Below are 23,550 nucleotides of genomic sequence, written 5' to 3' on the forward strand. Positions count from 1 at the left end.
CACAACTGCCAGGACCCGTCGAATTCGCACTTCACGCACCTGGAAGACGTGGAATTCACCTACCGCAAAATCACCTGGACCCACGAAGTGTCCGGCACATCCGGTTCGGATGACTGGCGAACTCCGGTCGCAGGCTAAGGCTGCGCGAGCGCGTTAAAGCCCCGGGCAGTCAACTGTCCGGGGCTGCTCACCTTTCAGTGTTTTTTACCCGTCACAAATGCCCACTCTTTTGACTAAGGAACAGTTAAATGCGTCAAAGGGATTTGAAGTTCACCTTCAGCGTACTGACCAGTCGGGCGCAATTCGAAGTTGTAGAGTTCACATTGGAGGAGGCTATCAGCGAGCCTTTTCGCCTGACTCTGCAACTGGCCAGTGACAACCCCGCCATAGAGTTTGCCCAGATACTGGATCAGCCCGCGTTGCTCACACTGTGGGCTGGCTCCACGGCGGTACGCTACGTTCACGGCCTGGTTTCAAGCTTCACCCAAGGCAAAACCGGCTTTCGCCGCACGCGCTACAGCGTGGTGGTTGAGCCACAGCTTGCGCGGTTGGGTTTGAATAGCGACTGGCGCATCTACCAGCAAAAAAATGTTCCCGAGATCATTAAATCGGTGCTGAGTGAACACGGCATTCTTGAATATGAAACGCGCATCAATACTGAACATTTACCGCGTGAATATTGCGTTCAGGCGGGTGACACCGACCTCTACTTCTTTGATCGCCTTTCGTCCGAAGAGGGGCTGTTCTACTTTTTCAAACACAACGACAGCGCCCACACCCTGATTCAAGGCGACAAATTGTATGTGCAGGAGCGCATTGCGGGCGGGCCGGTGCTTTACACCTCGCAACCGGCGGCTGATGCCACCCAACCTGTGTTGTACGCTTTCAGCTACACCGAAAACGTGCGCACGGTTGAGCACACCGAGCGCGACTACACGTTTAAACGTCCTGCATTCGACTTGCAACAGCATGCGGTAGGCGAAGACATGCAGCGCCAATCCTTGCCCTATGAACGCTACGAATACCCGGGCCGTTACAAAGCCAGCACCGCCGGTAAACCGTTCACCCAGGACCGCCTGCGCGGTTATCGTCGCGATGTTCAAATGGCCGTGGTGCAAGGCGATGATCCACGCTTGATTCCGGGGTTTTCATTTCAACTTCGCGGCCATCCACGCGAGGATTTCAACCAGTGGTGGCGCTCAGTGCGCATTACCCACCGTGGGATACAACACGCCAGTCAGGAAGAAGAATCCGCAGATGCTGACATGGGCGTAAGTTATGACTTCACTGCCCAGATCATTCCGGAATCAGTGGAATGGCGATCACCACCATTGCCCAGGCCGCGAGTTGAGGGCCCGCAAATAGCCAGCGTGGTGGGACCTGACGGTGAAGAGATCTACACCGATGAATATGGCCGGGTAAAGGTTCAGTTCCCGTGGGACCGTGAAGGCAAAGACAATGACTTCAGCTCCTGCTGGATTCGCGTAGCGCAGAACTGGGCCGGGGCAGAGTGGGGCCATATGGCGATCCCGCGAATTGGCCAGGAAGTCATCGTTGATTACCTGGATGGCGATTGCGATCAGCCGATCATCACCGGTCGCACTTACCGCGCGACAAACATGCCGCCGTACCCGCTACCGAACCTCAAAACCCTCAGTACCATCAAAAGTAAAGAATACAAAGGTGGGCGGGCCAATGAGCTTCGCATTGACGACACCAATAAAGAGATCAGTGCAGCGTTGATGAGCGACCATGGCAGCACCGCTTTGCACTTGGGCTACTTGACCCATCCACGGCCCGAGGGGGGCGCCCCTCGGGGTGAAGGTTTTGAACTGCGCACAGATGAGAAAGGTGCGCTACGGGCGGCCAGGGGTTTGCTGATCAGTACAGAGGCGCAACTGGAGGCTGGCGGTGGCCATCTGGACCGTGGCACCGTGGTGCAAGTGCTCGAAGCGGCACTGCAACTGGCCAAGGGCTTGGGAGACTATGCCGTCGATAACCAAGGTATCGACCATGACACCGATCCGCAAAAAACACTCAGCGAAGCAGTGCGAGACTTGGGCCATGGCGCCAACAACGAACCGGACAAGCCCAATGGCGGCAACCCCGCAATAGCGCTTAGTGGTCAAGCCGGTGTGGCAGTCACATCACCCGGCAGCATTACCGTGGCTGCGGGCGAGCACATCGATAGCGTGGCCATGGAAAATCAGCAGCTCACTTCAGGACAAAAGTTTGTGGTTAACGCAGGCACTGATGTGGGGTTATTTGCGCAAAGTGGTGTGATGCGCCACATCACCCATCAGGGCCTGCTACTGTTGCAGGCGCAAAAAAACAATATTCGGCTGGAGGCGGACCAAAGTGTGGAAGTCACCGCGAGCAACCAGCATGTACTGGTATCGGCTAAAGAGCACATCACCCTCATGTGCGCAGGTGCGTACATCACCCTCAAAGGCGGCAATATCGAATTGGGCATGCCGGGTAATTTCACGGTAAAGGCAGCCAAACACAGTCATATCGGTGGCACTAGTCTGGAAGCCGAATTGCCAACGTTCAAAGTAGGGGACACCCAGCGGCGATTCATGCTCAAACAAATTGATGGCGCCACCCCGATGGCCAACGTGCCCTACAAAATCACATTGGGAAATGGCGAGATTATTGAAGGCATCACCGATGCGACAGGCGCCACGGATCTGTTGCAAAAAGATGCGATGAACATTGCCAACGTACGCATGATGCAACCCAAGGCAGAGTCATGAGTCTTACTGACACAACGGACGTGGTTAATCACCAGCAAGGAGCACACCCATGGGCGAAGCCGCTCAGATGAGGACTATCGTTTCAGCCAAAGCCATCACCTTGCCCGGCGGCGGCGATGTGCATTTGATTGCACCGCCGCCCAAGCCCTGCGTGACCATCCTCGTGCATGGGGTTAACGACCTGGCGGGGTGTTATGCGCGCATCGAAAGCGGGTTATGCCAAGGGCTGAATGAACGCTTGGACATGCCAGAAACGTTACCGGGCGGGATGAATAATCCCGGCTATATGAGATCTGCGGGCTACAGCTTGCCTTCGGACGACTCCGGCAAAGCTACTAACCCGGATGCGATGTATTACCGGCGCAAATTTAATGCAGCTGACGATGCCAAACCGACGCGAAGTGTGGTCATTCCGTTTTATTGGGGTTTTCGCGAAGAAGAAGCCCACATCAATAAAACCGCCCCGCACGGGGAGTGGCTGGACCGCAACAATAACCGCCTGGACAAGGCCGGTACCAAGGAAGGCGGGCAGTTTGCCAATGCCACTACTAACTTGCCGGACATGTGGGGCAAGGGCTTCAACGGCAAGCTGTTTGGTTTCATTTCTCTGGATAAAATTGGCGGCGATATGACCCATCCGCTGCACTCGGCCGCCGGGCGGCGTTACATGGTGCTAGCGGCGATGCGTCTGGCCATGGTGATCAAAATTATCCGTAAACGTTACCCGAACGACACCATCAACGTTGTGGGGCATAGCCAAGGCACGCTCCTGACGCTGCTGGCTCACGCCTATCTTAAAGATGACGGTGTGCGAGCAGCCGACTGCGTCGTGATGTTGAACTCGCCATACAGTTTGTTTGAACCATTCACCGAGAAATTCCAAAGCACGAAGGGCAGTCAACAGACTTCGCAAGCCCGGATTGCCACACTCAACGGTATTTTGCAGTTCATCGCTCAAGCACCTAATTTACACCCGGCTCTGTCACGCGTCGCCCTGAAAAACTGCCCGGGCTACGGTGCCATTGGTGGTTCAGGCTGGACCGGTGGTGCGGGGAGTCAAGCTAATATCAAAGGGGGAAAAATCCCTTTCAATGAGCGGGATAACCGAGGCAGTACCTACCTCTATTTCACGCCTCAGGACCAGACCGTGGGTTTGGCTAACGTGAAGGGCATAGGCTGGCAAGGGATCGGAGACGAGGTATATGGCCAGCCTGTCCGCTCGCTGCTACCCCTACATTTTCACCAACGGGTGTTCACTCTTCGCAAGCGTGCAGGTGAGCCAGAACGGGTGGGTAAACATACCCCGCCTTACGTCTATCCCCTAAGGCTAAAAGGAGAAGGAACATGGGACGACACCGGGCTGCCATTCAAGCAAAAACTCTCATTAGTCCGTGCCGAGCTTGAAGTGGGCGGGAAAGTGTTGCTTACCGCGCCGTTATTGCCTGTTGCGGCAATTGCGGATTTCAAAGCAGATGGTGTGGTAACTGCGCCAGGCGGTGATTCGCCAAGTGGTATTTACCAATCGACGGACTCGCTGGACCCTGTAGATGCAGCTATTGCCGTGAGCAACAAGGGCTGGGTACCGCAAGATACCCGACATGCCAGGCACGCACTCATGAGTGAAGCCGATGCCTTCAAGCAGGGGCGTGACAACGCAAGTATTGAAGCGGTCCTTAATGAAGGTAAAGAAAAGGCACACATGACTCACGTGTTTAGCGCTCGCGCCAAGGGTGACGGTCAAGTGCTAGTGACGCGCTCTGAGACGCCTTATGAAGCAAGATTGCGTTTACAAAAGGAATACAACGAACCGTTGTCGTTTCACTCTGCGATTCCCAACAACCCGGAACATAGTCGGCAAGTATTAGCGTATGACGTGGCGATTGGGGCAGGGGAGAGCGTGGATGATGTGACGTTTTATGCGTATTTATGCCGCGTGGCTGATTGGCGGCAGGATTGGAAGAGTACTCGGGGTAAGGCTAACGCACAGAGCGATGCCGATGTTGACCTCCCTAGTGAAGACGTTGATGCATATTATTTGAAAGAGAGTGAAATCAACCGCTCGATGATCGACTCGACTGTGGTTTATCGTACAAGCGGTGAGTTCCCAGTAATAAGTGACTTGATGCCTAAATTGATAGCCGCGCAAACAATAGCTGAGCGTGATGCGGGTAAGTCAATTCAATTTGGAAGCAAAGCATGATGCGCGCACTGACTATTTATTTATGCTTGACTGGTCTGATATTTACTAGCAATTCGATTGACGCCTCTCAAAATCCGAGCCGTTGCTTTGAACTTTCAGCGTCGCCTGTAAGTGCCTACATTCCTGTGGAGAAGATCACCACTATGACCACTGACGCACAGTACCGCGCACCGACCACCTCACCACGCTTAAACACATTGGATGTACTTAGTATTGGCATGAGTGTTGATACTTATCGGCAGGGACAAATATGGCATGTACTGCAAGAGCAAAGTGCAGGGCAGCCCAACTCTTTACACGTTGGAAGTGCACTCCCAATGGACCCGAAGAAGTACCCAGTATTAGCCGATGATAAAGACGCGGCTTACAGCCAACGTGAAACTGACGCATTAGAGTTGGGGTTAAAGGATTTTCCAGAAAAATGGCCAATTCCAACAATCACGGTTGTCAGTGATTGGGATCCAGACGCTATGAATTTACGCTTTACGCCGCCAAGAACACGAAACAGCTTGGCGGCAATGGTTAACGACATGCGATCCCCAGCAGGCTTACATTGGCACCGCATTAGAAATTTGAAAAATGGGATTATATGTGATGACACGCCAGAAGGGTTAGTTGAAGCTCTTTTTCAACTCTTTGAACACAACCCTGATCTTCCTGCCGTACTTGTATACAGCAATGAAGGTTTTAATATGGCGTATTCACTTTCATCTAAAGACACACCACTTATAGGCGGTGGCGGACCACGCAAACCCGGCGAACTTACTGACGCCATGGTTGCGCTGGTCGTAGGTCGCCCTGAGCGTGTCGAGTGGCTGCGTTACTACGCGCAATACGCCAAGGTCAACGAGAACAAGATCGATCCAGAGTTCCGTGGCTGGGGCTGGCGTAAACCACCGATTGAGTTTCAACCTTCCGAATTCATCCCGCAACCCTGGACGCAGCGCGCTTTTGAGCAATGGGATGCCATGCAGGTACTGGCCAAAATTCATCGCCCTGTGACGGTCTCACTCAAGCGACCCGATAACGGCGAACGCCTGAAGCGCGAAGCACTCTCAGCGCAATTGGCGGCCGGATGGAATAAAGCCACAGACGCGCTCACCCCCAAACCTGCGCGGCTATTTTATGACGGCGGATTGAACAGCAGACCCATTGCCGAGCTGTCCCCGGCATTGCACGCCGCCCACAGTTCTCTGGACCTGCTCGATTCACGCGAAAGCTACGACTTGACCCAGCGCCTGGGCGACACCGGTTCTGCGTCACCGTTTGTGGGTATCGCTCTGGCCACAATGGCCAGTTACCTGAATGCCGACACCAGCGTGGTCATGCCCATGCGCCGTCAGGATCAAGCGACGATTATTCCGATTACCTCAGCCACACCGGGCAAAAAACCTGTCAGCAACCCGTTTGGTATCAACCTCATGCCGCAGACAGCCAGCAGTGATGAGACGCCAGAGATAAAACCCGAACCTGTGCGACAAGTGCCAGCCATCCGCCCGTTAGCAGACGTGGACTACACCCTCGAAGAGTTTTTGGCCGAGCAGAACAAGAACCGAAACTGGATGGATGAGTTGTAAAACTGCGCGAGGCCGTTGCTTAAAAGCAGTAGCCTCGCGAGGCCATGCCTGCGTTTTTGACTGAAGAGTCAGGGCGCCCCATGAACGTGCAAGGTTTACGTTCGAGATTACAAACTATCCGGATCACTAAAAAACTATAACCAGACTCCAAGACGGTAGTTTTAAGCCTGCTCACCGAGTAAGGCTGTTATCTGCATTCGAACAAAAACTCGGCTCAGGGTAGGAGCCAAGTGCTGTTTGGGGTGGTGGACCGGATGCCGACTGCTTGGCACTGCTCCAGAATCGGCAGAATGTAGGTGATGTTGGTACGGCCCGGTTTGCCTTCTGCTCTGTAACGAGCCGCTTGGCAAAGTGGGCCGGCATTTTCGTAGGCATGGTTGGAGCGAATATTCACGGCTTGTGCTTGCCCGAAATGGTTGTTAGAGGCGAGGTAGTCCAACGTTTGCTGGAAAGCTGCCCGAGTCAGCGTCAACAGCGAGTCTTCCGATCCGGTCTGAATCACAACGCCATTGGCATCAACAGCCACGATACGAAAACGGGCACCTTGCGACGGTGTTTGCAGTTGCGCTCCTTGCAAGCGGCTGATCAATGCCCAAAGAGTGTTGTCGACTTGCGTGATGCGCTGCATGGAACAGTTCCTTAGTTGCTGAAGGGGGGTGAGTTTTACCATGAGACGAGTTATGGAACCTTGATCCCCAACGCATTCAGCGATGGCGTATCCATCCGGCCATTCACGGTGAGCCCAGTGTCCATTTGAAAGGCCATCAACGCACCACGTGTCGCTTTGCCCATCACCCCATCAATGGTGCCTTGGTAATACTGGCGTACCATCAGCGCGGTCTGCACACGGGTGACCAAGTTACTTTTCTGCTCATTGGTCGCTCGGCTCTTTGAAGCGCTGGAACTTGTCGCGCGGGGAGTTCCTGACGACTGATAAAGGCTGTTGCTGCTTGAGGCGCTGCTCGAAGTACTCGGCGCGCTGTAGCTTCGGGTAGTGGTAACGGGTGGGCTGTAATAGCGAGGTGCGCTATAGCCACCCGAGCCGCTGTAGTGAGAGCTGTGCGAACTGTGGGACCGGTGTGAACTGTGCGAGCGATGCGCCGCATAGATGTTAACGGTGTCTGGCGCATTGAGCGTATCGGCAAATACCGGAGGCAGTAGCTTGTCAGTGGGTTGCCAGTTCGTATCGGCGAGCGACAGATGGCCCGCCTGGGCCAAGGGAGTCCCTGCCATTGGCAGCAGGCTGATCCCACTGATCAGAACTTTCCAGCGGTCGAGCAATTTCACTGTGCACTCCTTGCATAGGCGCTGAAGGCCTCGGTCGATAGAGGTTGTACGCCTCGGCTCTGCCAGCGGTCGGTGTGGGATTTGAAGAAGCCGGAGCAATGTTTGACGGCTGCGCATTGCTGGCAAGTATCGATGAACAGGTTCTTCCAATCCGAGATGCTCTGGCGGCTGAAACGCGAGAGGTGAGCCGGGATCAGGCACAGGGGCAAGTTGTAGATCGAAACCGGCACTGCGCGGTTGAACAGGAAATACACGGCCTGGCTCAACGACTCCTGAAAGTCCAGCGGGTCAATCCACAGCTCTTCGTAGTGTTTTCTAGCCAAGCCGGTACTTTCGATACCCATAAGCGCAACATGCTGCACGAAGGGGAGGTTCCTAAACACGTAGTGGGCGAGCTCTGGCAAGCGTGGAGTGGTCAGGCGATTGAGGACCACGCGTATCTCGATGACCTGGTGGGCGCGTGCCAGGTTATAAAGACCTTGCAGGGTTTCGCTGAACGCGCCAGGCGCCTGTACCACATGATCATGGTCTGCGGCATTGTCGGCATACAACGGGATCCCCCAGCTCAACCGAGGGTGCCCAATGGCAGACAGCGCTACGATCCAACCCAGGTCTTGGAGCAGACGCCCGTTGCTGAGTACATGAATGGATTTGTGTGGCAAAACGGCTTTGCACTTGGCCAGAATTTCGAGCAGGCCGTCGCGATAAAGCGTTGGTTCCCCGCCACTGATTCCCAGATTCTCCTCGCCCGGGTCCATCAGGTCGATCAGCCGTAGATTCTCCTCAATGTGCCAACGGTCATCGATATCTTTAGGCGGCTGCGAGCACATCAGACAGAGGCTATTGCAACGATCGGTCATGAACAGCAAATTGCTGTCTGAGCCTCGTCGGTAGAGCACTCGCACTAACGTGTTGCCAGGTGTGATGGCAATGACATCGCCCGGCTGCACCACATTCGCATCTTTGGGGGAGTGCAGGTGTGGTCGCTCGCTGTCAAAGCCGCCGATCACTGGCTCCGGGACCAGGAATCCACCTACTGGTAATGAGAGAAGATGCGGGTTGCGTAACCGTTCTTCATTGGGTAGCCAAAGCAGCAGATCACCGAAATCAGCACTTGCGGCACAAACAGCCAGTCCTTGCTCGATGAACTCATCCACAGTGATGACCTTGAGCAGTTTGGGCTCATTCAGGTGATGGATTTGGAAGTGGGTATCTTTGCGTAGCATCGCCATCAGCCCCTGTAACCGGGGAACTGGACATCGTTGTAAGAGCGCCTGTTCAACCAAGACAGCAGCACCCTCTGGACTTCGTCGTCGCCATCATAAAGCAGGCCGAAGAGATGCTTGAGCAGCCCCATGTTCTTCTGACAGAAGCTGCTGAACACCCGGTGTCCGACCGGGTCAGCTTGGCGGGCATAGTGTTCGATGGGGTCAGCACCACAGTACGGGACAAGCGCGCAGTCAGAGCAACCCGGCAGCGCCTCTGCTACACCACTGGCAAGCAACGCATTCATAACGGGCGATGCGAGTAATTGCGACAAGGGTTGCTGCACAGTGCCTAACCTCAAGCCGCCTTCACCCATCTCCAGCAACATTCGGGCTTCGTCCGAGGGATAGACATAACCGTCGTAGTTGTAAACCAGCACCGCAGTACCTGCGCCAACAGGGGAACGCAGATCTACATAGCCAGAGGAAAAGGGTGTGAGGATATTCTTCAGCAATAGGCTCGTATAACTCTCTGAGAGGTATACGCCCTGTTGGTTGATATGTAGCAGATAGGCCAGTGCCTTCTTGTAGAAAGCCAGGTATCGCTCAATAGGGTAATCAAGTCGATGGGCACTCTTGGTGGCAAACCCATAAGGGCTCAGAGGTCGAAGCGAGATGCTGGAAAAACCCAGGTTTACATACTCATCGATGATCGCTTCCGGCTGTTCGAGGCTTCTTGAAGTCAGTGTGGTCAGTGCGCAAACAGAATCATGGCCAAGGCGCTCACGGACCCACTGGATGCCTTTTACAGTGCGCTCGTAGGAATCTCGTGACGGGGTAGGGCGGTTGGCGTTGTGCAAGGACGCCGGCCCATCGAGCGAGGTCGAAAAATGGATGCGATGTTGTTCTGCGAAATCGAGTATTTCCTCCGTAAGGTGGTGCAGCGTGGTGGTGATGACGAACTGAATATCCCGTTGCTCGACCCTGTTGCGCTCAACAACCCATTCGACAATCTGGCGCACCCGTTTAAAAGCCAGCAGCGGCTCGCCACCCTGAAACTCCACAGTCAGGGCGGGAGCGTTCGATTCGAACAGGCGATCGACCGCGGCCTGTGCATCGGCTTGCGACAGGTCGTGACCTGAGCCTCCCTGAGGGGCCCGCGACACTTGGCAGTACTGGCAGGTATGGTTGCAGCGCAATGTAACCACGAACAAGTGCAGTGCAGGGCCCTGGAAGAGGAAGTCCTTGCGGCTGCGATACTGCGCGGCCATCTCCGGTAGCGGGTAGTGGCGGCCTGGTTCGTAGATGAAGTGGCGGGCCAGCAGATCCTGGTAGAAAGGAGTACCTGCTTGAACCTCGAAGTAACTGAGGGCTCGTAATTGCGCGTCGTTCACGCGTAAGTACTCTCCGGTATCGGAGGTGAGCAGGATGTCACGCTCATGTCCGGTGTCTAGGCGCATGAATCGCAACGGCAGCAAACGGTAGTGCTTGGCGTCTGTCGCAATCAGTGTCACTGGGAAATCCCACATCCAGCGAGCGCGGCCCGGGCCAGAACTTCGCGCAACCCCGCTGTTTCGCGGTGGATGTGATCGCGTAGAGCGAAGTCGTTCAGATGCCGAAGAATCAGCGAGTGAGCCAGCTCAGGGGAAAGCGTAAGCCTTGCTTCCACGCGGTGAGCCGTGAGGCTTATCTGATTGGTTTCAATACCGACCTGAATCGTGACAGTGTCGGCCAGGGAATAAGCAACACGTTGCACCACATTGAGCGGGTAGGCTGCGCTGTCGAGTTGTAGCGTGACGGGCCATGTCATAGGAACCGATCCTTCAAATCCATTGGGAACGCGGGGATTTTGCCGGTTGCCGGAGCATTGTGCCATCCTATTTTTTACATTTGCGCACACTTGTCCAGCCTGAGAGTGATGCGCTCACTATGCCTCTGCCATTGATGCGGGGGAGGACCGAGGGTTGCTATCTCTTAGTCCATCCTTAGCCACAGCGGCTCCTGCGGCATCCCAACCTCACGCATCTGCATCTGCCTGACGGAAGACGCCTAAAGGCTATCCGGATCCCCAAAAAACATTTGAATACGGGAGCGTAGCCAACGTTCCCCTGGATCGTTGTCTTGAGCACCGCGCCAGGCCATATGCAGTTCAAACGCCGGGGTGTCGAGCGGGGGATCTTCTGCGCGCACACCGCCCGCGGCGGTCAGGGCCTCAGCGGTGTAGTCCGGCACGGTGGCGAGAATGTCGGTGCCCGCCAGCAATGTACTTAAACCATTGAACTGGGGAACCGCCAGTACCACGTGCCGCTTGCGGCCGAGCTTCTCCAGTTCGGTGTCGATAAACCCGCTCAAATCGCCGGCGAATGAAACCAGCGCGTGCGGGCGGGCACAGAAATCATCCAGCGACAGTGCGCCAGGGACCGTGTCGGCACGCAACAATTTGGGTTTACTGCGGCGCAAGACTTTGCGCTTCGCATTGGCGGGCAGGTCACTGGTGTAACTGACACCCACCGATATCTCGCCCGACGCCAATAGGGGTGGCATCAGGATGTAGTTCACCCTTCGCACCACCAAAACGATACCCGGTGCTTCGGCACGTAAGCGTTTGAGCAGCATGGGTAGCAGCGCAAACTCCACGTCGTCCGACAAGCCAATGCGAAAGACCGACGTGCTGGTGGCCGGGTCAAACTCCGAAGCACGGCTGACAGCCGTGGAAATTGAGTCCAGTGCCGGTGAAAGCAGGGCGAAAATCTCAATCGCCCGTGCCGTTGGCTCCATGCTGCGGCCGGTGCGCACAAACAACGGGTCATCAAACAGACCGCGCAGGCGCGACAACGCTGCGCTGATCGCCGGTTGCCCCAGGAACAATTTCTCTGCGGCACGGGTCACACTGCGTTCATGCATCAAGGTTTCAAAGACGATCAGCAGGTTCAGATCGACGCGACGCAAGTCGTTACGGTTCATCTAGCAGGCTTCACAGGCGGGTCTACAAACAATGAGGTAACGGATCTTACGGTGATAGATGTCGAATCGTCACTGCCTAGATTGGCTTTCTTATTGCCTGATCCGATTTTCTTGCAACTCAAAACGCCTTCGAGCGTGGGTTGATCCGCTTGAATCTGTCTGCGGATCAATGTCAGGCATGTCGACTATTAATGCTGTCTGGTAGTCTTGCGCCCAAAGCCCCGATAAAGTCCTGGGGTATTAGCGATTTATTTGGCGAGGTTTGCAATGTCGCGCACGATCCGTTTTCACAAATTTGGCTCGGCCGAGGTGCTCAAGTGCGAAGAGCACGAGGTCGCTGCGCCTGCGTCTGATGAAGTGCAGGTGCGCGTCCAAGCCATAGGCATCAGTTGGTATGACGTGCTCTGGCGTCAGAACCTGGCGCCGTCGCAAGCCCGCTTGCCCGCAGGTCTTGGCCATGAAATGGCAGGCGTTGTCACGGCCGTGGGCGAAGATGTGACCGATTTGCAGGTCGGTGACAAGGTGGCCAGCTTTCCCGGCCAGAGCGCCAATGAATACCCCACATACGGCGAGCAGATTGTCATGCCGCGCTCAGCACTCACGCGCTACCCGGATGTCTTGACGCCGGTTGAAGCCAGTGTGCATTACACGCCGTTACTGATCGCCTACTTCGCGTATGTCGATCTGGCGCGGGTCAAACCGGGGCAAACGGTATTGATCACCGACGCCAGCCATTGCTCTGGCCCCTCGTTCGTGCAACTGGGCAAAGCACTGGGGGTCAAGGTGATCGCGGCGACCAAATCGGCTGAGGAGCGCGACTATCTGTTGGGCCTGGGCGCCGACAAGGTGATCGTGACCGAAGAGCAGGACCTGCTGATGCAGATCAACAAGCTCACGGACAACCGGGGCGTGGACGTGGTATTTGACGGCCTGGGCGGCCCGCAAATGTCGGTATTGGGCGATGTGTTGGCCCCGCGTGGCAGCTTGATCCTCTACGGCTTGCAAGGCGGCAACCAAACGCCGTTTCCGGCCTGTGCCGCGTTCCAGAAAAACATTCAGTTCTACGTACACTGCATCGGCAACTTTACCGGCAAACCTGAACTGGGTATTGCGCAGGACGTCGAGGCCATGCAGCGCGCACTGCGCGATATCAATCAATTGACGGCAGATAAAATCTTGCGGCCGTTGGTGGTTCGGGTTTTCCCCTTTGACGAGTTTGTTGAGGCCCACCGCTACATGGACGACTGCCCATGCCGCGGGCGGGTAGCCTTGGCGCTTGAAGCTTGAAGCTTGAAGCTTGAAGGCATTATTCCTTCGGTTTAAAAAACGCTGCTGAGCACTTTGTTCAGCGGCGTTTTTTCTGGGTCACACTTCAACCGCTTATACAGCACTGATCACGCCCGTTTAAGAGGCCAACCGCCTACGTTTAATGAGGTTGGCGCGCACCGTCAATATTCCATCGTGTTAACCCGACGCCTCCAGCCAGACGAGAAAAGTTAAATGCTCGACTTGGCTTTTCATCGCAACATAAATACTGATAGTTTGTGAGTGGGCACTCATTTAATTATGAAGCTTGGCAATAACTATCTTATTGAATGTTTATTTGTAGGCTTATTCTTATGTAAATGTAATGCAGACCTTTAGCTTTTTGGCGAAATCAGAACACTTTAAGCGTCACTGACCAGGCCATTGAATAATAATTCGATATTACGGAGGCTTAACCAATGAGCACATTCCATGAACAAGCGATGAGCTTTGTTTATCAACAAGTCTTGCATCGACTGCTGGGGCTATTTAATCGTCACGAGCGCGTTGCACTGCAACTGTTGATCCAGCGCTTATTGGTCGCGGCAGGCGGTATCGAACGCATAGGGCACTTTCGAGTGATGGTGGTGCATGAAGGCGGCAAGGAAAGCGCTTATACACTGGCGTTTTTAAGGGCTGCACAGCTAAGCATCTCTGCGCGCGCGCCCGATACGTTCATCCTGCGCCTGGTCGTGCTGCGCCAGCCGCGACTCACCCCCTCGGTCATGACCCGCTTCCAAAGCCAGTGCAACGAGTTATTTTTGTATGACGACGGACGCGTTGAGTTGTTGCACGTTGACGAAAGCGGAGCACAAATCCTTAACCGCCACACGCTGCTCAATGAGCGTCCCCCTGAGCTGAACCGGATGCAAGTGCTGATGTCCGGGCATTTGAGCCAGGGCGAGGCGCGCGTAACGTTCTTGTATGCCGACTTGCTATCACGCGCCAAATTATTTCGTACGGCCTGCTTGTGGGGCAGCCCCGTCAGCGCGCTGATTGACAGACGCCCCCCGCAACATCTTGGCGAGTACGCACAATGGATGCTGCGCGTGGCCGAACATTTGGGGTATGTAAGGCCAACCGGTTACGGCAATGCAATCGCTGAGGCAGTCCATGTGTGCACCACACTGGATGACGACTTCAAATACCTGCTGTGCCAACAACCTCCTGCGGGCGAAGCTTATCAGCCAATGACAGGCAGCGGCATGGCAATCATCAATGTGTTTGATTGTTTGTCGCATGAGACCGAAGTGCTGAGTTCGCCCGCACTGCTCTTTACCGAAGGACCCTGGCCTGCCCAGACCTTTAATATTGAAGAGCCGCAGGTGGCAGTTATATTGATCGCCGCCCACGTTCAAGGGTTGCGCAGCCATTACCAGACCGGCAATGACTATTGCACCGGGGTCTGCCATTACTTGCAGAGCATCAGTGCAGAGAACGCGTTAAATGAACGGTATAAAGGGCAACTGACAAAACTTATTTGCGCCACTTTCAATACGCCTAAAAGAATTCAGAAGTTACGCCTACAGATGGAACAGTACCTTAATGACATTCACGGCCTGACAAACGAGCAACTTAACTGCCTGATTGAATCGCCTTTTGTTGAACAAGGGGCAGGGCTAGTAGCGTTTTTGCAACGTCATTACCCCGACAAGTTGCAGTGGGCCAACGATCTCCATCATGCCTTGGGCGCACATGACGAGGCATGCGCGCGTCACTCGGCATGGCTGCAAAGCATCAGTGGTTTACCCTTGGGCTCACTGCAAGTGCTCTACACCATGCGCAAGGTCGATTGTGTCGCGGGGCAATCGCTGATCGACCTCATGTGCACGCACGACCCACACAAGGGTGTGCCTTGAACCACTGATCCAATAGGAGTTGCCAGGGCACCGGGCAAACTGCTATCTGTACGCCCATCCAGTACTTAAAGCCAGTGGTCCGCTCTGCCTGTGATCTCCAATCCCATAGAAGATACGTTTTACTACCTGAAGAATTTCCAGCATGTACTCGCCTGGATCAAATCGCGGTATGACGATGTACTGAGCCTTGATGAGCGGGTTTTCATCGAGCATTTCCTCCTGCTGCCCAGCGGCTCACAGGCTTTGTGGGTCCGACTGGTGATGCGTAAAGGCCAGCATTTTCGGGCGAGCAAACTCTGTTATCCGGAAATCGGTGACATCGCACGGGCCGCTGCACCCTTGCTCGAACTGGGCTGGATAGACGAGCACGCGGCACTGAGCATCGCAGAGGTGTTCGATGTACTGCAAAAAGCTGAAATACAGCACGCTTTCAGCGCTCATATCACGCACCCCAACGCTAAAAAAGCCGATTTGCTGGCCGCATTGAGTCAGGCATTGACCCACATTCAAAGCCTGTCGATGTGGTGCCCATCTCTCCAGGACACCCTGTACACGTTGACTAACCGTCCGTTGAGCGATCGCCTGCGCTTGATGTTCTTCGGCAATCTGAGCCAGGACTGGTCTGATTTGGTGCTGGCTGATCTGGGGCTGTTCACCTACGAAACGGTTGCGTTCAGCCCCGACTCGCGGGCATTGCGTTGCAGGGCGGACATTGAAGGGTATTTGCACCTGCATGCGTGTCGCGAGCAGCTCGAAGCCCCCGGTGACTTGGAACAGGTATTAGCCCAGTTGCTGGAATACCAGGCCCAAAGCCGCTGGTTGCAACGTCGCCGTTCACGTCTGCTGTTCCAACTGGGTCAACACCATGAACGGGCTTGCGATTACGCACGCGCATTGCAGATTTATCCTCACAGCCAACACCCACAAGCCCGGGGCCGTACGGTGCGTGTACTCGAGCAACTGGGTGAACATCAACAAGCCCTGGCCCTGGCACAGACCGGCGAACAAGCACCTTGCTCCGATGCCGAGCTTCAGCAGTTGCAGCGCATGATTCCACGCCTGCGACGCAAGCTGGGCATGAGCGCAGGGGTACGCGCCAAGCCTGCTGCTCCAGAGCGCCTTGACCTGCGTTTGGGGCGCGATGATCCAGGTTCTGTTGAGTCCAAAGTGGCTGCGCACTTGCACACCCTCGATGCGCCGGTGCATTACGTGGAGAACACATTAATCAACAGCCTGTTCGGTTTGCTGTGCTGGCCCGCTATTTTTGCGCCGTTGCCCGGTGCGTTTTTTCACCCGTACCAAAGTGGTCCCGCCGATTTGCTCGAAGAAGATTTCCACGAGCGGCGTTCAACTTTATTTGAAGCGGCGTTCGACCAACTGCAAGACGGGCGCTATCTACACACCATTCGTGACACCTACGCGCGCAAATTTGGCGTGCAATCGCCGTTCGTGGCCTGGGGCAGCCTCAGCGAGGCCTTGCTTGAAGAGGCCCTGAGCTGCTTGCCACCTGAGCATTTGCAACTGTGGTTTCGCCGTTTACTGCTGGATATAAAGGCCAATCGGGCGGGCATGCCTGACCTGATTCAGTTTTGGCCCACACAACAGACCTACCGCATGATTGAGGTCAAAGGGCCGGGCGATCGCCTGCAAGACAACCAACTGCGTTGGCTGGCCTTTTGCGAGCAGCATCAAATGCCGGTGACGGTGTGCTACGTGCAATGGCAAGAAGGTGATGCGTGACTTACCGCATCGCCGTGCGGGCCTTGTGTGAGTTCACTGCCAAGTGTGGGGATCTGGATTTACGCTTTACTCCTTCGCCCAGCGCACAACAAGGCATTGCAGGGCATCGCACCGTGGCTGCGCGACGCAGCGCAGATTATCAAGCCGAACTCAGCCTCGAAGGTCAGTACGACAACTTGAACGTACGGGGCAGGGCAGACGGTTATGACCCCGCTGGCAATGTCCTGGAAGAGGTCAAGACCTATCGCGGTGACTTCAACGCCATCCCTGCCAACCATCGACACCTGCACTGGGCACAAGCACGGGTTTATGGCTGGCTTGTGTGCCAACACCTGAAACTGCCCGAGGTCAACCTGGCGCTGGTGTATTTCGACATCATCAGCGAGCAGGAAACCCGCCTTCAAGAAACCTGGAGCGCTGCGCGACTGCAACAGCTCTTTAACCAGCAATGCCAGTTATTCCTCGCCTGGGCCGAGCAGGAAGTCGCCCACCGAGCCGCCCGTGACGACGCCGCGCGCGCGCTGAAGTTTCCCCATGCGCAGTTTCGTACCGGGCAGCGAGCGTTGGCCGAAGCCGTCTATAAAAGCGCCCGTACGGGCCGCTGCCTGATGGCGCAGGCCCCCACCGGCATCGGTAAAACCCTGGGCACGCTGTTCCCGTTGCTCAAAGCCATGCCCGCCCAGGCACTGGACAAACTGCTGTTTCTGACGGCCAAGACCCCGGGGCGCCAGTTGGCACTCGATGCTGCGCGGGTACTGTATCCAACAGGTTCGGCCCAAACATTGCGGGTACTGGAGCTGGTGGCGCGGGACAAGGCGTGCGAGTACCCGCAAAACGCCTGCAATGGCGATGCCTGCCCTTTGGCCAAGGGGTTTTATGATCGGTTGCCTGCTGCACGACAGGCCGCGGTCCAGCAGGGATGTCTGGATCAGGCCACCCTGCGGGATGTGGCGTTGGCCCATCAGGTGTGTCCGTATTACCTGAGCCAGGAAATGGCCCGCTGGGCAGATGTTGTCATTGCCGACTACAACTATTACTTCGACTTCAGCGCGCTGTTGTACGGTCTGGCGCAAGCCAACCAATGGCGCGTTGCAACCCTGATCGATGAAGCCCACAACCTGGTCGACCGTGCCCGGCAGATGTACAGCGCCCATCTGGACCAACAGCGCCTCAACGCTGTCCGGCACAATGCCCCCGCAGCACTCGATAAATCGTTCAAACGCCTGAACCGCGAATGGAATGCACTGCACAAAGAGCAAGTGGCGCCTTATCAGGCGCATTCACAACTGCCTGCCAAATGGTTGAACGCGTTGTCGGCCTGTATCAGTGCTATCGGTGATTACCTCAATGATCACCCACAAGGCATGACGGGCGAGTTGCAAGCGTTCTACTTTGAGGCCTTGCAGTTCAATCGAGTGGCAGAGCTGTTTGATCCGCACTTCATTTACGACCTCAGCCTGCGCGAGGTCGGCAAGCGGCGCACCTCACAACTCAACCTGCGCAATGTCGTGCCCGCTGCCTTTATTGGCCCGCGTCTGGCCAGTGCACACAGCAACGTACTGTTTTCTGCCACCCTCAGCCCGCGCCAGTACTACGCCCAACTGCTGGGTCTGGCTGGTGACACGGTGTGGATCGACGTTGAATCGCCCTTTGCGGCCCGACAACTGTCCGTTAAGGTCATCAGCCAGATCTCTACGCGTTTTGCGCATCGCCAAGCCTCCGTTGCGCCGATTGTTGAGCTGTTCGCAACCCAGTTCCAACAGCAACACGGCAATTACCTGGCGTTTTTCAGCAGCTTTGATTACCTGCAACGCGTGGCCGGGCAACTGGCCGCCAGCCATCCGCAGATCCCGCAATGGCAGCAGTCAAGGCGCATGGATGAGGCGGCGCGCCAAGGGTTTCTCGATCAGTTCACTGACACGAGTCGAGGCATCGGCTTTGCCGTATTGGGCGGAGCATTCGGCGAAGGCATTGACTTGCCCGGTGCGCGGCTGATTGGCGCTTTTGTCGCCACCTTGGGGTTGGCGCAATTTAACCCGGTCAATGAGCAGATCAAGCAGCGCATGGCCGGGCTGTTTGGCGCAGGTTATGACTACACCTACTTGTACCCTGGGCTGCAAAAGGTCGTACAAGCCGCCGGGCGAGTGATCCGCACCCAAAGTGACCAGGGCTCATTGTTCCTGATTGATGATCGCTTTGCCGAGCCAAAGGTGCAGCAGCTACTGCCCAAGTGGTGGCATGTGCAATGAACCGTCCACTGATCGGAAACCCCCGAAAACCGTCTCAAGGGCAATGTCATCGTAATATCACCGACTGATAAACTGCGCGCCGCTGAAAACCTGCCGCGTACCGCAGGTTGGCCCACTCGTAGTTGAGTACCTCGTTTGAAGCGTGCGTTTTTGCTTTATATAGCCTGCATGGCGATTGCCATGGCCGGTTTTTCCTGGATTTTCTTTACCCTTTATTCGTAGTGCGCAGCACTCGCCACGAAAACCTGCTCACGGTGGTGTGTCTGACGTATTGAGCTTGAATGGTTTTATGACGGCTACGCAGCCTGCGGGCGCTGCCAGGCGATAGCAGCGGCGCAAATACGCGGTCAATCGCGGAAGAAAACTTGCACCAAGTGGTAACCGAACTTGCTTTTCACGGGGCCGTGGATCACCCGCAGCGGCTTCTTGAAAATGATCTGGTCGATAATCCCCACCATTTGCCCCGGCCTTACTTCCCCCAAATCGCCCCCGCGCTTGCCCGAAGGGCAGGTGGAGAACTTTTTGGCCAGTACATCGAAGGCTTCGCCCTTGGCAATGCGTTGCTTGAGGGACTCGGCTTCTTCAGCCGTTTTCACCAGTATGTGGCGGGCTTGAGCTTTCATGGGGCGGTTACCTTGCATCTGTAGGGCGTATTTCGAGGGCGCGGATTATGCCTGATTTTTCGTCGGGATCATTCCTCGAATCATGGTCGCCAGTTGTTCGACCGAGAAAGGTTTGCCAATCATGTCCATACCCTGTTCAAGAAACCCCTGACGCTCAGCCGCCGTTTCGGCATAGCCCGTCATAAACAGCACGTTGAGCCCCGGTCGGTGTTGGCGGGCAATTTCGGCCAATTGCCGACCATTCATCCCCGGCAGCCCGACATCCGTCACCAACAAGTCAATGCGCAGCGATGACTCCAGCAGCGCCAACGCGGTTTTCGCATCGGGGGCTTGATGCGCGGTGTATCCCAGCTCATCCAGCACATTGAGGACCAGCATGCGCACGGCCGGGTCATCCTCCACCAAGAGCACGCATTCACCTTCGATGGCGCACGGCGCATCGACGCTGCTGGACGCAGGCCGGGGGTGGATCTGCGGGCTGTGATGGCGGGGTAAAAACAGGCGGACACAGGTGCCATTGCCACTTTCGCTGTCCAGGGTGACATGCCCGCCGGACTGCTGGGCAAAGCCGTAGATCATCGACAACCCAAGCCCCGTGCCTTGCCCGATGGGCTTGGTAGTAAAGAAGGGATCAAAGGCTTTAGCCAGTACCTGCGGCGTCATGCCCGCGCCGTTGTCACTGACCTCAAACATCACGTAATCACCGGCTTTAACCGGTTCGAGCGTGCTGATATCGCTGCCATCCAAATAGCTGTTGAGGGTTCTGACCGTCAATTGCCCGCCTTGGGGCATTGCATCCCGGGCATTGATGATCAAGTTGAGCAGGGCACTTTCGAGCTGGCTGGCATCCGTGTTGACGGCCCAGATATTAGCGCCCAGCACCACGTTCAGGTCGATATGCGCCCCTTTGGTACGCCTGAACAGCTCCTCCAGCGAACTCACCAAGTGATTAGGGTCCAAGGGTTGACGGTCCAGTGACTGACGCCTGGAAAACGCCAGCAAGCGATGAGTCAACGCGGCCGCACGCTGCGCAGAAGACACTGCCGCGTCGGTAAACCGCCCGACTTCAGCGCTACGGCCTGCGGCGATGTAGCGCTTCATCAAGTCCAGGCTGCCAATAATGCCGGTCAGCATGTTGTTGAAGTCATGGGCAATACCGCCGGTCAACTGGCCCACGGCCTCCATCTTTTGCGCATGCCGTAACGCGTCTTCGGCCCGCTCGCGCTCAACCATTTCCTGTTGCAATTGCAGGTTGGCTTCGGCCAGCGCCTGGGTGCGCTCGGCCACGCGCTCCTCCAGGGTTTCATTGAGGTTAAGCAGGGCCTGCTCGGTTTTTTTGCGCTCGGTGATATCCAGCGCAGCCCCCATGAACCGGCGCGTGCGGTGAGGTTCAGCACTGAAACAACGGCCGCGGGCAAAAATCCAGCGCACGTGGCCGTCAATACCCAGCAGGCGGTACTCCTCGGCGTATTCGCTGTTGTTAGTGATGCAGGTTTTGATCGAACGCGTCAGCAGCCCCCGGTCTTCAGGGTGCACGCCTTGTAAATACGCGGTAATCGGCAACTGCCCGGACAGTTGCGGCTCAATGCCATGCATCTGTGCAAACCGACTGTCGGTGACGAACAGGTCTTCGTCGATGTTCCAGTCCCAGGTGCCCACACCATTGGTGGCGGTCAGGGCCAGTCGCAAGCGTTCCTCGGTGTCATGCTGCGCTTTGCGGCTGGCTTGCGAACGCTGGCGCAGCTTGATGGCTGTGCGCCGGCGGCGGGATGTCTTGACGGCCATCATCAAAATACCGGCCACCTCGCCTGACTCATCGCACACTGGGCTGAACGTCAGGTCCAGCCACATCTCGCTGGTGTGCTGGCGATCCGGAATCAGAAAGTACTGGTCGATGTAGGTACGGCTCTCACCGGCCATCACGGCCTGGATGATGGGCTGGGTAAAGTCGCGGTATTCAGGCCAGCTTTGATGAACCGACTGACCGAACGAGGAGGGGTGTTTGTCACCGGCCAACACCGCAAAACTGTCGTTGTAGACCTGCGTGAGCTGCTTGCCCCACAACAGCAGCATGGGCATGGGTGAATTCATCGCCAGTTGTACGCAGGTACGCAGGCTTTGCGGCCAGTCAGCCACCTCTCCCAGAGGGGTCAGTGTCCAGTTCACACGCTGGGACAAAGGGGCTAGCTGACTGAGGGAAAATACGGCACTCATGAAAAATCCTGAGGGGTCAATCGTCGATGTATCTATTTAAGGCCGGATGCGGGGGAAACGCTATTAACTAAATACCGGCCGCTTAAATCTTGGCAAAGTGCCACTACGTGCGACTAAGGTCCAATGAGGCTCAGGCTTAGCCTTTCGTATAATTGCGCTCCCCTTTGTATTGAACGGCTTCGCCCCGGTTTATGACCGCAGGCGCGGGTTCAATTGTTTTCGTTTTGCGAATGATTCGCTGCTGGAGCTTGTACATGGTTGTCCCTTTTTCGTTGTTGGCGCAGTGCCGGGTTGCACGCCTGAGCGCTCTGGCAGTGTGTGCAGGTGTTGCCGCACAGGCGCAGGCTGGCGGTTTTATTGAAGACAGCAGCGCCAAGCTGGAAGCGCGAACGGTGTACTTCAACCGCGACTTTCGAGATGGCAGTGCCTCAAACCCCCAAGGGGCTTCCAAGCGTGACGAAACAGCGCAAGGTTTTATCCTGAATGTGCAATCGGGCTACACCGAAGGCACAGTTGGTTTTGGTCTGGACGCGCTAGGCATGCTGGGTTTGAAGCTCGATTCCAGCCCGGCGGACAGCAACAGCGGCTTGTTGCCTTCGACCGGCAGTGACCCGCGTCGTTCCAAGGATCAGTACGCAAAAATCGGTGTGACCGCAAAAATGCGCGTGGCTGACACCGTGCTCAAATACGGCGCCTTACTGCCCGACCTGCCATTGCTCAAGTACAACGATGGCCGCTTGCTGCCCAACATGTTCAATGGCGCGATGCTGGTGTCCAAGGACGTGAAAGACCTGACGATCATGGCTTCGCGCCTTAACCGTTACACCGCCCGTGACTCCACTGACGCCCAGGACCTGCGCCTGAACTGCAAGAACAAGCGATACGGCTGCAACATCACCGCCGATCACTTCAACATGTACGGCCTGGATTACAAGGTGAACGAGCGCCTCACCGCGCAGTATCACTACGCCGAACTCGAAGACATCTATCGCCAGCAATTCGTCGGTTTATTGGCCAATCAGCCCGTGGGGCAGGGTGTGCTGTCGGCCGATGTGCGGTTGCTCAAAAGTGACGATGCCGGTTCGGCCAAAGCCTCGAACATCGACAACCGGGCGATGGGCGCCATGCTCGGTTACGCCCTGAGCGGGCATAAAGTCAGCGCCGGGTGGCAGCGCATGACCGGCGACACCTCGATGCCGTACCTGGATGGCAGCAACCCGTACCTGGTCAACTACCTGCAAGTCAACGATTTTGCCAACGCCCAGGAACGCTCCTGGCAACTGCGCTACGACTATGACTTCAAGGCCATGGGCCTCAATGGCTGGTCATTCATGACCCGCTACGTGAATGGCGACAACATCAAAGTGCAAGGCCGTGCGCAAGAAGGCAAAGAGTGGGAGCGCGACACCGAGGTCAAGTACATCGTGCAAAGCGGCACGTTCAAAGACTTGAGCCTGCGCTTTCGTAACGCCACCTACCGCACCAACTACTCAAAATTCGCCCGCGACGTGGACGAAACCCGCCTGATCGTCAGCTACAACCTCAACATCTGGTAAGCCTGGCGTGCGCGA

Annotated in this window: 16 protein-coding genes and 1 pseudogene; 9 read left to right on the top strand and 8 right to left on the bottom strand. The window is 56.0% G+C overall.

What is annotated here, in order from left to right:
- From ACP7A4_RS19230 to ACP7A4_RS19245, 4 genes and pseudogenes are all read left to right on the top strand, one after another.
- Positions 1–138, top strand: a pseudogene (locus tag ACP7A4_RS19230) (Hcp family type VI secretion system effector); the annotation flags it as partial.
- Positions 139–248: 110 nt separating this feature from the next.
- Positions 249–2,756: a type VI secretion system Vgr family protein gene (locus tag ACP7A4_RS19235; protein ID WP_426247962.1), complete on the top strand. Its 2,508-nt coding sequence runs from the start codon at positions 249–251 to the stop codon at positions 2,754–2,756.
- A gap of 49 nt (positions 2,757–2,805) precedes the next feature.
- Positions 2,806–4,956, top strand: a complete 2,151-nt coding sequence (locus tag ACP7A4_RS19240) for a T6SS effector phospholipase Tle3 domain-containing protein (RefSeq protein ID WP_426247963.1) — start codon at positions 2,806–2,808, stop codon at positions 4,954–4,956.
- The gene (locus ACP7A4_RS19245) at positions 4,956–6,533 is read left to right on the top strand and encodes a type VI lipase adapter Tla3 domain-containing protein (protein WP_426248034.1); all 1,578 of its coding nucleotides are present in this window, start codon (positions 4,956–4,958) and stop codon (positions 6,531–6,533) included. Before ACP7A4_RS19240 ends, ACP7A4_RS19245 begins: the two co-directional genes overlap by 1 nt.
- A gap of 214 nt (positions 6,534–6,747) precedes the next feature.
- Here the strand turns inward: ACP7A4_RS19245 and ACP7A4_RS19250 are convergent, their stop codons facing one another.
- From ACP7A4_RS19250 to ACP7A4_RS19275, 6 genes are all read right to left on the bottom strand, one after another.
- The gene (locus tag ACP7A4_RS19250) at positions 6,748–7,161 is read right to left on the bottom strand and encodes a hypothetical protein (RefSeq protein WP_059761615.1); all 414 of its coding nucleotides are present in this window, start codon (positions 7,159–7,161) and stop codon (positions 6,748–6,750) included.
- 50 nt (positions 7,162–7,211) lie between these two features.
- The gene (hxsA, locus tag ACP7A4_RS19255) at positions 7,212–7,820 is read right to left on the bottom strand and encodes a His-Xaa-Ser repeat protein HxsA (RefSeq protein ID WP_059761614.1); all 609 of its coding nucleotides are present in this window, start codon (positions 7,818–7,820) and stop codon (positions 7,212–7,214) included.
- A complete protein-coding gene (hxsC, locus tag ACP7A4_RS19260; protein ID WP_059761613.1) occupies positions 7,817–9,052 on the bottom strand; it encodes a His-Xaa-Ser system radical SAM maturase HxsC in 1,236 nt (411 codons plus the stop codon). The genes hxsA and hxsC overlap by 4 nt, the downstream gene beginning before the upstream one ends.
- Complete coding sequence (hxsB, locus tag ACP7A4_RS19265) at positions 9,052–10,539, bottom strand: His-Xaa-Ser system radical SAM maturase HxsB (protein WP_426247964.1); 1,488 nt, start codon at positions 10,537–10,539, stop codon at positions 9,052–9,054. The genes hxsC and hxsB overlap by 1 nt, the downstream gene beginning before the upstream one ends.
- Positions 10,536–10,835, bottom strand: a complete 300-nt coding sequence (gene hxsD / locus ACP7A4_RS19270) for a His-Xaa-Ser system protein HxsD (RefSeq protein WP_059761611.1) — start codon at positions 10,833–10,835, stop codon at positions 10,536–10,538. Before hxsD ends, hxsB begins: the two co-directional genes overlap by 4 nt.
- A gap of 239 nt (positions 10,836–11,074) precedes the next feature.
- Complete coding sequence (locus ACP7A4_RS19275; RefSeq protein WP_048364829.1) at positions 11,075–11,989, bottom strand: LysR family transcriptional regulator; 915 nt, start codon at positions 11,987–11,989, stop codon at positions 11,075–11,077.
- A 267-nt stretch (positions 11,990–12,256) separates the two neighbouring features.
- Between ACP7A4_RS19275 and ACP7A4_RS19280 the strand changes: the two genes are divergently transcribed.
- The 4 genes from ACP7A4_RS19280 to ACP7A4_RS19295 all read left to right on the top strand — a co-directional run bounded on the left by ACP7A4_RS19280 (position 12,257) and on the right by ACP7A4_RS19295 (position 19,142).
- Positions 12,257–13,276: a zinc-dependent alcohol dehydrogenase family protein gene (locus ACP7A4_RS19280; RefSeq protein WP_059761610.1), complete on the top strand. Its 1,020-nt coding sequence runs from the start codon at positions 12,257–12,259 to the stop codon at positions 13,274–13,276.
- A 437-nt stretch (positions 13,277–13,713) separates the two neighbouring features.
- Positions 13,714–15,153: a hypothetical protein gene (locus ACP7A4_RS19285; protein ID WP_426247965.1), complete on the top strand. Its 1,440-nt coding sequence runs from the start codon at positions 13,714–13,716 to the stop codon at positions 15,151–15,153.
- A gap of 90 nt (positions 15,154–15,243) precedes the next feature.
- Positions 15,244–16,893: a VRR-NUC domain-containing protein gene (locus ACP7A4_RS19290; RefSeq protein WP_426247966.1), complete on the top strand. Its 1,650-nt coding sequence runs from the start codon at positions 15,244–15,246 to the stop codon at positions 16,891–16,893.
- Entirely contained in the window at positions 16,890–19,142 is a 2,253-nt protein-coding gene (locus ACP7A4_RS19295) for an ATP-dependent DNA helicase (protein ID WP_426247967.1), read from the top strand. The genes ACP7A4_RS19290 and ACP7A4_RS19295 overlap by 4 nt, the downstream gene beginning before the upstream one ends.
- Positions 19,143–19,489: 347 nt before the next feature.
- Here ACP7A4_RS19295 and ACP7A4_RS19300 read toward each other — a convergent pair whose 3' ends face one another.
- Together ACP7A4_RS19300 and ACP7A4_RS19305 are read right to left on the bottom strand one after the other, a co-directional pair.
- The gene (locus ACP7A4_RS19300) at positions 19,490–19,765 is read right to left on the bottom strand and encodes a peptidylprolyl isomerase (protein WP_048364834.1); all 276 of its coding nucleotides are present in this window, start codon (positions 19,763–19,765) and stop codon (positions 19,490–19,492) included.
- A 45-nt stretch (positions 19,766–19,810) separates the two neighbouring features.
- The gene (locus tag ACP7A4_RS19305) at positions 19,811–21,979 is read right to left on the bottom strand and encodes an ATP-binding protein (RefSeq protein WP_426247968.1); all 2,169 of its coding nucleotides are present in this window, start codon (positions 21,977–21,979) and stop codon (positions 19,811–19,813) included.
- A 254-nt stretch (positions 21,980–22,233) separates the two neighbouring features.
- Here ACP7A4_RS19305 and ACP7A4_RS19310 point away from each other — a divergent pair, with 254 nt between their 5' ends.
- Entirely contained in the window at positions 22,234–23,535 is a 1,302-nt protein-coding gene (locus ACP7A4_RS19310) for an OprD family porin (RefSeq protein WP_203303383.1), read from the top strand.
- Positions 23,536–23,550 lie beyond the last annotated feature (15 nt).

Origin of the sequence: Pseudomonas sp. TWR3-1-1 (genome assembly GCF_049896545.1) — a bacterium.
GTDB classification, from domain to species: domain Bacteria; phylum Pseudomonadota; class Gammaproteobacteria; order Pseudomonadales; family Pseudomonadaceae; genus Aquipseudomonas; species Aquipseudomonas weihenstephanensis.